A 12,415-nucleotide genomic window follows, 5' to 3' on the forward strand; every position below is an offset into this window, starting at 1 on the left:
GATTAGCGTCCTTTAAATTGCGGGGTACGTTTTTGTAAAAAGGCGTCGATGCCTTCGCGACGATCTTCCGTCGCGCTGAGCAGCGTAAACAGTCTGACGCTCCTGCTGGAGACCGGCCTGCAGCCCCACCTCCTGCGCCTGGCGCAGCGCCAGCTTCGCCGCCCGCAGCGCCAGCGGCGAGTGGCGGGCAATGGTCGCTGCCAGCTTGAGGGCATACTCATCGCTTAACGCCGGCGGATAGATATCGCTCACCAGACCGGCCTGCTGCGCCCGCCGGGCGTCGATCGTTTCGCCGCTCAGCACCATGCGGCTGGCCAGCGCCTTGCCGACGCAGCGGATCAGCCGCTGGGTGCCGCCCGCGCCGGGCATCATGCCGAGGGTGATTTCCGGCACCCCGAAGCGGGCGTTATCCCCCGCGACCACCAGGTCGCAGAGCAGCGCCAGCTCGCAGCCCGCGCCGAGGGCGTAGCCGTTCACGGCGGCAATCAGCGGCTTGCTGAAGGCGTCAATTCGCGCCCACAGCCGGGGGCGAAGATCATCGAACGTGGCCGGGAGATCTTTTTCCGCCATTTCGTTAAGGTCGGCGCCGGCGGCAAACACGCGCTGGCCGCCGCTAATCACGCAGGCGCTAATGTCCGGGTCGGCCGCCGCGGCTTCCAGCGCCTCGGCGAGCCGGGTCAGCAGCGCATTATTGAGCGCATTGCGCGCCTGCGGCCGGTTGAGAGTCAGGTGCAGCACTCGCCCGTGGCGGGTAATCAGCAGTTCGCTCATGCCATCCCCCGGGCGTCAAAATCCACCACCACGTCGCCGCTGGTCGGCAGCGCCTGGCAGGCTGAGCACGTAGCCGGCCGCCAACTCGTCCGCTTCGAGGCTGTAGTTTGCCGCCATCGCCACTTCCCCGCGCAGCACCTTACATTTGCAGGTGGCGCAGACGCCGCCTTTGCAGGCGAACGGCAGATCCGCCCCCTGACGCAGCGCCGCGTCGAGAATGCTGTCATCTTCCGCGCTGAGGGCCACCAGCCGATCGCGGCCGTCCTGGCGAATGGTGACGGTTCGGCCGCCGGCCTGCACGCCGGTCGCGCGCTTAACGCTGCTGCCCGGGGTATTAAAGCGTTCAAGATGAATGCTGTGCGCCGCCATCCCCAGCTCGCCCAGCGCGGCTTCCGCTTCATCCATCATCAGCGCCGGGCCGCAGATAAAGGCCTCGTCGAAGCGGCTGAAGTCCAGCAGCCGGCCGGAGAGCGCGCGCAGCTTAGCGCCGTCGATGCGCCCCTGCAGCAGGTCGCTGTCCATTGACTCCTGGCTAAACAGGTGCACCACCTGCAGCCGCTGCGGGTAGCGATCTTTCAGGTCCGCCAGCGCCTGGCGAAACATCATGCTGTGGCTACTGCGGTTGCCGTAAATCAGGGTGAAGCGGCTCTGCGTTTCGGTGGCGAGCGTGGCGCCGATAATCGCCATCATCGGCGTAATGCCGGAACCGGCGGCAATCGCCAGGTATTCGCCGCGGCGTTCGGCCTGCGGCTGGTAGCCAAAATGGCCCTGCGGCACCATCACCTCCAGGGCCATGCCCTGGTGGATATCGTGCTGCGCATAGCGGGAGAAACGGCCGCCGTCGATGGCCTTCACCGCCACGCTGATTTCGGCCGGAGAGCGGCTGCGGCAGATAGAGTAGCAGCGCCGCAGCTCCTCCCCGCCGAGGCGGGCTTTTACGGTCAGGTGCTGGCCGGGACGGAAGGCGTACTCCGCCTGCAGCGCGTCGGGGATCGCAAAGGTAATGGTCACCGCATCGCGGGTTTCCGGCTCCACTCTCGCGACGGTAAGCGAATGAAACGTCGTCATGGCAACCTCAAATACATTTAAAGTAATCAAAGGGTTCACGGCAGCTGTCGCAGCGGTAGAGCGCCTTGCAGGCCGTAGAACCGAATTCGCTAATCAGCGAGGTGTGGAGGCTGCCGCAGCGCGGGCAAACCACCTCCTGCGGCATACCGGCATGGCAGGCATGCCCCTGCGGCGGGCTGATCCCGTACTGTCGCAGGCGCTCGCGGGCCGTCTGATTCATCCAGTCGGTGGTCCACGGCGGGTCAAGCTGCAGGACGATATGCACCGGCGCGTAGCCGTGGCGGGCCATTGCCGCGCGGATCTCGCCCAGCAGATGCTCCGTCGCCGGGCAGCCCGAGTAGGTCGGCGTAAAGCCAATCACCCAGCCCTCGCCGCGCGGCGCCACGCTGCGCACCATTCCGAGGTCGGTAATGGTCAGCACCGGCACTTCCGGGTCGGGGATCGCGCTGAGCAGAGTCCAGATAGCGTGAACGTCGGCGGGCGCGATCGCGGTCAGTCGTTGCATAGCCGCCTCCCGCTACCACTGCTGGCCGGGATAGGCGCGCTGCAGATACTGCATCTCCGCGAGCATCGGCCCGAGGTGTTCGCTGTGCAAACCCTGCTTGCCGCCGCTGCGAAACGCCGCTTCCTGCGGGATCCGCAGACCCGACTCCAGCAGCGCAGTATGCACCGCGCTCTGCCACGGCCCCTGAAGCTCGCGCGGGTCGACGGCAATCCCCTGCTCAACCAGGCTCAGCTCCAGCGCGTCGGCCATAAACAGCTCGCCGGTAAAACGCCACAGGCCCTCAACCGCCTGCTGCATTTTTTGCGCCGAGAGCGGCGTGCCGTTGCCCAGCCGTTCGAGCCAGCCGCGGCTGAAGCGCAGGTGATAGCGCACCTCCTTCAGCCCCTTGGCGGCGATGGCGGCAAGCTGCGCATCGCGGCTCTCCACCAGGCGGGTGAACGAGCTCTACGTGCCAGGCGTCAATAAAGAGTCTGACGGGCGATGGTGTCGGCGAAGCTGCCGTTCGGCTGCTCCACCAGCAGCAGGTTGTGAAACTGACGCTCGTCGCGGCCAAAGGCCAGGGTGTCTTCATCGCCGCTCCCCGCCAGCTCCGCCGCGTAGCTGAGAAAGTTACGCGCCTGGCCGAGCAGGTCGAGGCCGATATTGGCCAGCGCCAGGTCGATCTCCAGCTCCGGCGCGTGGCCGCACCACGCCCCCAGGCGTTGGGCCAGCACCAGGCCGTTATCGCCCAGACGCAGAGCATAGGTTGCAACGGGATTCAGGTTATTCATCGCTGCCTCACATATGTTCCATGCCGTCCGGCACGCTGTAGAAAGTGGGATGGCGGTAGATTTTGCTCTCCGCCGGGTCAAAGAATTCGCCGCGATCTTCCGGCTGCGAAGCGATAATTTCGCTGGCCTTCACCACCCACAGCGAGCAGCCTTCGCTGCGGCGGGTATAGACGTCGCGGGCGTTTTCCAGCGCCATCTGGTCGTCGGCGGCGTGCAGGCTCCCCACGTGGCGATGCGAGAGTCCCTGTTTGCTGCGGACAAAAACTTCATATAACGGCCAGTAAACGTTGCTCATGGTGTTGCTCCTTACGCCGCGTCGCGGGAGTGTTGTTTTTGCGCATGGGCCAGCGCGGCTTCCCGCACCCATGCCCCCTCTTCCCAGGCTTTACGCTTGGCGGCCAGCCGTTCGTGGTTGCAGATCCCGCGGCCGCTGATCACGTCGTTCAGCTCCTGCCAGTCGATTTCGCCGAAGCGGTAATGTCCGCTGGCTTCATCAAACCGCAAATCGGGATCCGGTACCCGCATGCCGAGGATCGCCACCTGTGGCACGGTGTTGTCGATAAAGCGCTGGCGCAGCTCGTCGTTGGAGTGCAGCTTGATCTTCCACGCCATGCTGCGCGCGCTGTTGGGCGAGCTGTCATCGCTGGGGCCAAACATCATCAGCGCCGGCCACCAGAAGCGGTCGATCGCGTCCTGCAGCATCTGCCGCTGCTCATCGCTGCCCTGGGCCAGCGCCATGCAGGCTTCAAATCCCTGGCGCTGATGGAAGCTCTCCTCTTTGCAGATTTTGACCATTGCCCTGGCGTACGGACCGTAGGAGGTGCGGCACAGGGCGACCTGGTTAACGATGGCGGCGCCATCCACCAGCCAGCCGATCACGCCGATATCCGCCCAGCTCAGCGTGGGGTAGTTAAAAATGGAGGAGTACTTCATCCGCCCGTCGAGCATCTTCTGGTAGAGATCTTCCCGGGCGCAGCCGAGGGTTTCCGCCGCGCTATATAAATAGAGGCCGTGGCCGGCCTCATCCTGCACTTTTGCCAGCAGGATCGCCTTGCGGCGCAGCGTCGGCGCGCGGGTGATCCAGTTCCCTTCCGGCAGCATGCCGACGATTTCGGAGTGTGCATGCTGGCCAATCTGGCGGATCAGCGTCTGGCGATAGGCATCGGGCATCCAGTCCTGCGGTTCGATGGCCGTATCCTGCGCGATGCGCTGGTCAAAGCGTTGTTGTTCTGTCACGTCATCACCTTTATGATTCCTGTAAATTCAACAAATCAATCTTTATGAATCACTTTTTTATAAAAGTTACACTCAGGTTAAATAAAACCACAAATTTTGTTTGTTCTTTTTGTGACGATCGCCGCAAAACATTCCGTAACCAGCGTAAATACAGCAATATACATCCGACTCTTACGGCATCATCGATCACAATGTTAATAAATTATTAAATATAGACTTGCATTTAATGATTCATAAAATAACTATTTATAGATATTTCACGTAACATATCTGGAGATTCGCGATGCAGCAGTTAGCCAGCTACTTATCCGGCGCCTGGCAGACCGGCCGAGGCAGCACCCGTACTATTCACCACGCCATCAGCGGCGAGGCGCTGTGGGACGTCACCAGCGAAGGGCTGGATATGGCGCAGGCGCGCCGCTTTGCCATCGAGCGCGGCGGTAAAGCGCTGCAGGCCATGACCTTTATTGAGCGCAGCGCGATGCTCAAAGCGGTGGCCAAACACCTGCTGGATCATAAGGCCGACTTTTACGCCATTTCGGCACAAACCGGGGCGACCCGCGCCGACAGCTGGGTCGATATCGAAGGCGGCATCGGCACGCTGTTTACCTACGCCGGGCTGGGCAGCCGGGAGCTGCCGGACGATAACCTGTGGCCGGAAGATGAGCTGATTCCGCTATCAAAACAGGGAGGCTTCGCCGCCCGCCACGTGCTGACCTCGAAGTCCGGCGTGGCGGTGCACATCAACGCCTTTAACTTCCCCTGCTGGGGGATGCTGGAGAAGCTGGCGCCCACGTGGCTGGCCGGGATGCCGGCGATCGTCAAACCGGCCACCGCCACCGCTCAGCTGACCCAGGCGATGGTGAAATCCATCGTTGAAAGCGGACTGGTGCCGGAAGGCGCCATCAGCCTGATTTGCGGCGGCGCGGGGGATCTGCTCGACCATCTCGACAGCCAGGACGTGGTGACCTTCACCGGCTCCGCCGCCACCGGCCAGCAGACTGCGCGTGCATCCGAACCTGGTGGCGAAATCGATTCCCTTCACCATGGAGGCCGACTCGCTGAACTGCTGCGTGCTGGGGGATGACGTCACCCCGGAGCGGCCGGAGTTCGCGCTGTTTATTCGCGAAGTGGTGCGCGAAATGACCGCCAAAGCCGGGCAGAAATGTACCGCTATCCGCCGGATCATCGTGCCGCAGGCGCAGGTCAGCGCGGTAAGCGAGGCGCTGATCGCCCGCCTGCAGAAGGTGGTGGTTGGCGATCCGGCGCAGGATGGCGTCAAGATGGGCGCGCTGGTGAATAGCGATCAGCGCCGGGACGTGCAGGAGAACGTCAATAAGCTGATTGCGGCCGGCTGCGAAATCCTCCTCGGCGGCCGGGCGGACCTCAGCGCCGCCGGGGCCTTTTCCCCGCCGACGCTGCTGTTCTGCCCGCAGCCGGATGAAACCCCGGCGGTGCACGCCATCGAAGCCTTCGGCCCGGTGGCGACCCTGATGCCGTACCAAAACCGCGAGCACGCCCTGGCCCTCGCCCGGGCGGGTGAAGGCAGCCTGGCAGGGACGCTGGTCACCGCCAGCGGCGAGCTGGCGCGAGCATTTATTCTCGGCGCCGCCCGCTGCCACGGCCGTATTCAGGTGCTGAACGAAGAGTCGTCTGCCGAGTCCACCGGCCACGGCTCGCCGCTGCCGCAGCTGGTTCACGGCGGTCCGGGCCGCGCGGGTGGCGGCGAGGAGCTCGGCGGTCTGCGATCGGTGAAACACTATATGCAGCGCACGGCGGTTCAGGGCAGCCCGACCATGCTGGCCGCCATCTCCAGACAGTGGGTGCGCGGCGCGCAGGTGGCCGAAGACCGCGTTCACCCGTTCCGCAAATATTTCGAAGAGATCCAGCCCGGCGATAGCCTGCTGACGCCGCGCCGCACGCTGACCGAGGCGGATATCGTCAACTTTGCCTGCCTGAGCGGCGACCATTTCTACGCTCATATGGATAAAATCGCCGCCGCCGAGTCGATTTTCGGCGAGCGCGTGGTGCACGGTTATTTCCTGATCTCCGCGGCCGCCGGGCTGTTCGTTGACGCCGGCGTCGGGCCGGTTATCGCCAACTACGGCATGGAAAATCTGCGCTTTATCGAGCCGGTGAAGCCGGGAGACACCATCCAGGTGCGCCTGACCTGCAAGCGAAAAACGGTCAAGCGCCAGCGCACGGCGGAAGAACAGGCCACCGGCGTCGTCGAGTGGGCGGTCGAGATATTTAACCAGCACCAGCAGCCGGTGGCGCTTTACTCCATTCTGACCCTCGTTGCCCGCCAGCGCGGCGACTTCCCGGCCTGACGGCACCTCAACTTCGCCATCGCCCCGTAACATGGCCGCAGCGCCTGCCGGGGCATAACTGGCAAATCTGACAAACAACCTGGCAAGAGCAAACAAACGCCCGATGGCCCTGCGCTGATAGCTTAGTGCTACTGAAGCCGACTTTCGCAGCGGCAAGGCACAACACAACAATAAGACGAGGTCACAATGGCAAACGGCTCGATTCTTTCCCCGCGTAAAACGGCTTTGGCCCTGGCGGTCGCCCTGTTTTGCGCCTGGCAGACGCCGGTACTGGCGCACGGTAGCGAAGCGCATATGGTTCCGATGGACAAGACGCTGCAGGAGTTTGGCGCCGACGTGCAGTGGGACGACTATGCCCAAATGTTTACGCTGATCAAAGACGGCGCCTATGTCAAAGTGAAGCCCGGCGCCAAAACGGCCATCGTTAACGGCAAACCGCTAAACCTGCAGGTTCCGGTAGTGATGAAAGAGGGTAAAGCGTGGGTTTCCGAGACCTTTATCAACGACGTGTTCCAGTCCGGCCTCGATCAAACCTTCCAGGTTGAAAAACGCCCCCACCCGCTCAACTCCTTAACTTCGGCGGAAATCAGCGAAGCGGTCACCATCGTCAAAGCGGCGCCGGAGTTCCGGCCGAATACGCGCTTCACCGAAATTTCCCTGCACGAGCCGGATAAGGCGGCGGTGTGGGCTTTCGCCCTGAACGGTAGCGCCGTGGACGCCCCGCGCACCGCCGACGTGGTGATGCTCGACGGTAAGCACGTTATCGAGAGCGTGGTCGATTTACAGAACAAAAAAATCCTTTCGTGGAAAGCGATTAAAGACGCCCACGGCATGGTGCTGCTCGACGACTTCGCCAGCGTGCAAAACATCATCAACGCCAGCGATGAGTTTGCCGCGGTACTGAAAAAGCACGGCATCACCGACACCAAAAAGGTGATTACTACTCCGCTGACCGTCGGCTACTTTGACGGCAAAGATGGCCTGAAACAGGACGCCCGACTGCTGAAAGTGGTGAGCTACCTCGATACCGGCGACGGTAACTACTGGGCGCACCCGATTGAGAACCTGGTGGCGGTGGTCGACCTTGAGCAGAAGAAAATCATCAAGATTGAGGAAGGTCCGGTGATCCCGGTGCCAATGGAGTCCCGCCCTTACGACGGCCGCGATCGCGTGGCGCCGGCGGTGAAGCCGCTGGATATCAGCGAACCGGAAGGCAAAAACTACACCATTACCGGCGACATGATCCACTGGCAGAACTGGGATTTCCACCTGCGGCTGAACTCGCGCGTCGGGCCGATTTTGTCCACCGTGACCTATAACGACAACAGTAAAAAGCGCCAGGTAATGTACGAAGGCTCCCTCGGCGGGATGATTGTGCCGTACGGCGATCCGGACGTGGGCTGGTACTTTAAGGCCTATCTCGACTCCGGCGACTACGGCATGGGCACCCTGACCTCGCCTATCGTGCGAGGCAAAGACGCCCCGGCCAACGCGGTGCTGCTGGATGAAACCATCGCCGACTACACCGGCACGCCAACCACCATCCCGCGCGCCGTGGCGATCTTTGAACGCTATGCCGGGCCGGAGTATAAGCACCAGGAGATGGGCCAGCCCAACGTCAGCACCGAGCGCCGCGAGCTGGTGGTACGCTGGATCAGCACCGTCGGCAACTACGACTATATCTTTGACTGGGTATTCCACGAGAACGGCACCATCGGCATCGACGCCGGCGCCACCGGGATTGAGGCGGTGAAGGGCGTGCTGGCGAAGACCATGCACGATCCGAGCGCCAAAGAGGATACCCGCTACGGGACGCTGATCGACCATAATATCGTCGGCACCACCCACCAGCATATCTACAACTTCCGTCTCGATCTCGACGTCGACGGCGAGAATAACAGCCTGGTGGCGATGGACCCGGAAGTGAAGCCGAATACCGCCGGCGGCCCGCGTACCAGCACCATGCAGATTAACCAGTACGCCATCGATACGGAGCAGACGGCGGCGCAGAAATTCGATCCGGGCACGATCCGCCTGCTGAGCAACACCAGCAAGGAAAACCGGATGGGCAACCCGGTGTCGTATCAGATAATCCCTTACGCCGGCGGGACGCATCCGGTGGCGACCGGCGCCAAGTTTGCCCCCGACGAGTGGATTTATCATCGTCTGAGCTTTATGGATAAGCAGCTGTGGGTCACCCGCTATCATCAGGAAGAGCGCTACCCGGAAGGCAAATATCCCAACCGCTCGACTCACGATACCGGTCTTGGCCAGTACGCGAAAGATAACGAGTCGCTGGACAACCACGACGACGTGGTGTGGATCACCACCGGCACCACCCACGTGGCGCGCGCTGAAGAGTGGCCGATTATGCCAACCGAGTGGGCCCACGCGCTGCTGAAACCGTGGAACTTCTTCGACGAAACCCCAACCCTCGGCGAGAAGAAGAAGTAACCACCCCAGGCAAAGCGTTATGAACTGACGCCGCCGGAGCTCTCTCCGGCGGCGTTTTTCGTCTCAGGCTTCGCCGGGCTCGCTGAAATCGAGCAGAATTTTGCGCGCGCTTCCCTGCCGCTCGCTGGCGACGATGGCCTCCCGCCAGCGCCGGAAAGGCAGCACCTGCGCCGCGGGCAAGGTGGTGTGCGGCAACAGCCGCCAGATGTCGCTAAACGCCGCCCGCCACCCGCCGACGTCCAGCGGCGGCAGCGCCTCGCGCAGATGGAATTTACTCACCCGCGCGCCGTAGCGCGATTGCCTCAGCGGCGCGCCGGAATGCAGGCCCCAGGAGATCAGCGTCGAAGATGGCGGCAGCATGGCCAGCATCTCGCTGGACGACTCGCCGCCCACCGCATCAAACAGCAGATCGGTCTGCTGGAGTACCTGCCCAAGCATGTCGCGATCCGTCGTCATCAGCGGATAAACCCCCTGCAGCTCCAGCCCGTGGCGATGCTGCGGCGAACGGATCACCCCGCACACCGAGCGCGCGCCCATCCGCAGCGCCCACTGGGCCAACAGGCTGGCGCCGGATGAGGAGGCGGCGGTCAGGACGATATTTTTCCCCGCCACCGGCCAGCGCCTGAGCATCAGCAGCGCGGTCAGGGGATTGATATAGCCCCGCGCGGCCAGCCGATCGTCAATCTCGTCCGGCACCGGCACCAGCCACTGGCCGGCGATATCGAGATAGCTCTGCCAGGTTCCTTCGCCGCGCAGCGGCAGCACGCGCTGGCCGGGCGCTACGCCCGAGCCCGGCGATGCGGCAACCACCACGCCAACGCCTTCATAGCCGGCCACGGCGGGAAGCGTCGTGCGGTGGCGATAGGCGCCGGTGACGGGGATGAGATCGGAAGGGTTAAGCGGCGCATAGCGCATTTGCACGCGCACTTTCCCCGCCGCCAGCGGCGGCAGAGACTGCGTGTGCAGGGCCAGCACGCGCTCCGGCGGCCCGTAACGTTGATAGCAGATAGCGTGGTTTAGCATGTTCAGCACGGCACGATAAAAGCGGGATGATAGCAGAGTTTGCGCACTGGCCTACCCGTCGAGAGTGTGGCGAGCGGGGACGACCAAATCAGCGGCAATCAGATCCTTAATGCGGTTCAAGCGCGGGTTCTCTTTTCTATGATGCCAGACGAGGTAGAGATGGCTGCCAGGTGAAACCTCCGGCAGCGTTGGCGAAACCAGCCGTCCTTGAGCTAACGCCTCTGCGCAGTGATAGTCCGGTAAGACGCTCCAGCCCTGCCCCTCAATCACCATCTGACGAATAATTCGCATATCGGCCACCGTTAACGCGGCCTGAACCGACGGTTGAGTCTGAAACATCTGATGCCATAGCGTTCTTATCAACGGCAGCTCTTCATCAAAGGCGATTAACGGCAGCTGGCTCAGCGCTTGCGCCGTCGGGTTGCGGCCAATCTGCTCGCTTAACGCCGGGCTGTGAACCAGCAGCATTCTTTCGCTGTGCAGCAGAAAATAACGATAGTTTTTCTCATCGGGGATGCTGGCGGTAATCGCAAAATCGACGCTTTCATCCTCCAGCATCGCGTAAATTCGCGACCTGTCGCCAATGGTAAAACGCACCCGATACCCCGCCTGAATCAAGCGGGACAGGGTAGATGAAAAACGATAGTAGACAAAGTCCGAAGAACCGACAAAAAAGACCGTACCACCAGCATCAGCCTGCGAGCGATAGCCGGCAATTTTGGCCTCTATGCCATCAATAAAGGGCGCCACCGAGCGTGCCAGCTCCTCGGCCGCAGCCGTCGCCACCACTCCCCGAGCCTGGCGAACAAAAAGCGGTTTGCCGACCAGAGATTCCAGCGCCTGTATGTGCTGCGAAGCCGCGGGCTGGGTTATTCCCAACTCCTCGGCGGCGCGTGAAAAGGAGCCGCTTCGGTATGCTTCAAGAAATGTCCTCAGGTGGGTCAGGTGGCTCATACAGATTTGCTCTCAGACTATCGGCCCTTCAGGCTACCGCATCCTTGGCTGAACCGCCAAGGCGGCGACGGCTAATTTGCCACAGCAGCAAGCCTAATCCCAACAACGACAGCATCGCTCCGGCTATCCCCACATAGCTAATTCCGACGCGGGCAATGGTCACACAGCCTAATACGGAGCCAAGCGCAATTCCTGAATTAAAGCCGGCAATGTTCAGCCCGGCGGCCACCCCGTGCGCATGCGGTACATGCAGCTGCGCTACGCCGATCAGCCGTGCCTGCAGTGCCGGAACGGCGGCGAAAGTGAGCATGCCGAGCAGCGCAATCAGCCCCCCCATTATCCACGGCGATGAGCTGAACAGCCAGACTCCTGCGGTCACAATAACGATCCCCAGCACAATACACCCCGAAGCCCGATTAACCCCCAGCGTATCGGTCATATTGCCGCCGAGGATATTGCCCAACGCCGCCATTACGCCGTAAATCAGCATAAACAGGCTAATCGTCGCCGTTGTGACGCCGGTAAGAGAGGTCAGTACCGGGGCAATATAGGTGTAGGCCGTAAACGAGCCTCCGTAGGCCAGCGCAGTGACCAGCGCTCCCGATAGCAGAGCCGGGTTAACCAGCGCCGCAAGGCTAGCGAAAATCGTCGTCCCCCGATCGTTTTTGGGCGTAGCAAGCGCATTCTTCATGCCGAACAACAGGCCGAAGAAGCCGATTGCTCCGAAGAGACCGATTGCCGCCATAACGTAACGCCACGACACGAGCTCAGCCAGAACGGTACTCAGCGGCACGCCTATCGCCATCGCCAGCGTAAAGCCAGCGAAAACCACGGCCACCGCACTTCCCGCTTTTTGTGGCCCAGCTAAACGCGCGGCGGTGCTGGACGCCACGGCAAGAAAGAGACCATGCCCGAGTCCCGCCACGAACCGGGCGCTCAGCAACCACGCGAGATTCCCGGCAAAGGCGGCAACTACGCTGCCGAGCGTAAATACCACGGCGGTCACCAGCATAACGTTTTTACGGCTCCAGGACGCCGTGAGCGCGGTGAGTATTGGCGCGGCAATAGTCGCGCCCAGCGCGTAGGTCGTTACCGCCCCGCCGCTCTGTTCGACGCTGATGCCCAGACCGTGGGCGATCACGTCCGTCAGGCCAATTGGCACAAATTCAGCTAACCCCAGCGCGAACGCGCTAATGGTAAAGATATAGATAACGAGTGGCATAAACGCCTCCAGTAAGAGAGAGGCGTTCACCTTAATCGGCGTGGACATATAAATGAAATTATCTATTTTATAGAATATATAA

7 protein-coding genes and 4 pseudogenes are annotated in these 12,415 nt (G+C 62.0%); 2 read left to right on the top strand and 9 right to left on the bottom strand.

The window, feature by feature from the left end; all coding sequences use genetic code 11:
* Nucleotides 1-2 precede the first annotated feature (2 nt).
* The 6 genes and pseudogenes from paaF to paaA all read right to left on the bottom strand — a co-directional run bounded on the left by paaF (nt 3) and on the right by paaA (nt 4,350).
* Nucleotides 3-771 (bottom strand): annotated as a pseudogene (gene paaF / locus ABOC21_RS13290) (2,3-dehydroadipyl-CoA hydratase PaaF).
* Nucleotides 768-1,839, bottom strand: a pseudogene (paaE, locus tag ABOC21_RS13295) (1,2-phenylacetyl-CoA epoxidase subunit PaaE). The pseudogenes paaF and paaE overlap by 4 nt, the downstream one beginning before the upstream one ends.
* 7 nt (nt 1,840-1,846) lie before the next feature.
* Nucleotides 1,847-2,344: a 1,2-phenylacetyl-CoA epoxidase subunit PaaD gene (gene paaD, locus ABOC21_RS13300; RefSeq protein ID WP_426814886.1), complete on the bottom strand. Its 498-nt coding sequence runs from the start codon at nt 2,342-2,344 to the stop codon at nt 1,847-1,849.
* A gap of 12 nt (nt 2,345-2,356) precedes the next feature.
* Nucleotides 2,357-3,114, bottom strand: a pseudogene (gene paaC, locus ABOC21_RS13305) (1,2-phenylacetyl-CoA epoxidase subunit PaaC).
* Nucleotides 3,115-3,121: 7 nt separating this feature from the next.
* On the bottom strand, nt 3,122-3,409 hold the full coding sequence (paaB, locus tag ABOC21_RS13310; protein WP_095097268.1) for a 1,2-phenylacetyl-CoA epoxidase subunit PaaB: 288 nt from the start codon (nt 3,407-3,409) through the stop codon (nt 3,122-3,124).
* Between the two features lie 11 nt (nt 3,410-3,420).
* Nucleotides 3,421-4,350 carry a 1,2-phenylacetyl-CoA epoxidase subunit PaaA gene (gene paaA, locus ABOC21_RS13315; protein WP_426814887.1) on the bottom strand — a complete coding sequence of 310 codons (930 nt, stop codon included), beginning with the start codon at nt 4,348-4,350 and terminating at the stop codon, nt 3,421-3,423.
* Nucleotides 4,351-4,633: 283 nt separating this feature from the next.
* Here paaA and paaZ point away from each other — a divergent pair.
* Nucleotides 4,634-6,680: pseudogene (paaZ, locus tag ABOC21_RS13320) on the top strand (phenylacetic acid degradation bifunctional protein PaaZ).
* A 186-nt stretch (nt 6,681-6,866) separates the two neighbouring features.
* Nucleotides 6,867-9,134: a primary-amine oxidase gene (tynA, locus tag ABOC21_RS13325; protein ID WP_426814888.1), complete on the top strand. Its 2,268-nt coding sequence runs from the start codon at nt 6,867-6,869 to the stop codon at nt 9,132-9,134.
* A 63-nt stretch (nt 9,135-9,197) separates the two neighbouring features.
* Here the strand turns inward: tynA and ABOC21_RS13330 are convergent, their stop codons facing one another.
* From ABOC21_RS13330 to ABOC21_RS13340, 3 genes are read right to left on the bottom strand one after another with little or no spacing between them, the layout of a single operon-like run.
* Nucleotides 9,198-10,157 (bottom strand): zinc-dependent alcohol dehydrogenase family protein, encoded by a 960-nt coding sequence (locus ABOC21_RS13330; RefSeq protein WP_426814889.1) that lies wholly within the window; start codon nt 10,155-10,157, stop codon nt 9,198-9,200.
* 51 nt (nt 10,158-10,208) lie between these two features.
* Entirely contained in the window at nt 10,209-11,111 is a 903-nt protein-coding gene (locus tag ABOC21_RS13335) for a LysR family transcriptional regulator (RefSeq protein WP_426814890.1), read from the bottom strand.
* A gap of 28 nt (nt 11,112-11,139) precedes the next feature.
* Nucleotides 11,140-12,333, bottom strand: a complete 1,194-nt coding sequence (locus tag ABOC21_RS13340) for an MFS transporter (protein ID WP_426814891.1) — start codon at nt 12,331-12,333, stop codon at nt 11,140-11,142.
* Between the last annotated feature and the right edge of the window lie 82 nt (nt 12,334-12,415).

The organism is Klebsiella sp. WOUb02 (assembly GCF_050058015.1).
In the GTDB taxonomy this organism is placed as follows: Bacteria; Pseudomonadota; Gammaproteobacteria; order Enterobacterales; family Enterobacteriaceae; genus Klebsiella.

Excerpts from the sequence above, each read along its gene's own strand:
- tynA (WP_426814888.1), top strand. The coding sequence starts at position 6,867 with ATGGCAAACGGCTCGATTCTTTCCCCGCGTAAAACGGCTTTGGCCCTG.
- ABOC21_RS13330 (WP_426814889.1), bottom strand. The coding sequence starts at position 10,157 with ATGCTAAACCACGCTATCTGCTATCAACGTTACGGGCCGCCGGAGCGC.
- paaB (WP_095097268.1), bottom strand. The coding sequence starts at position 3,409 with ATGAGCAACGTTTACTGGCCGTTATATGAAGTTTTTGTCCGCAGCAAA.
- paaD (WP_426814886.1), bottom strand. The coding sequence starts at position 2,344 with ATGCAACGACTGACCGCGATCGCGCCCGCCGACGTTCACGCTATCTGG.
- ABOC21_RS13340 (WP_426814891.1), bottom strand. The coding sequence starts at position 12,333 with ATGCCACTCGTTATCTATATCTTTACCATTAGCGCGTTCGCGCTGGGG.
- ABOC21_RS13335 (WP_426814890.1), bottom strand. The coding sequence starts at position 11,111 with ATGAGCCACCTGACCCACCTGAGGACATTTCTTGAAGCATACCGAAGC.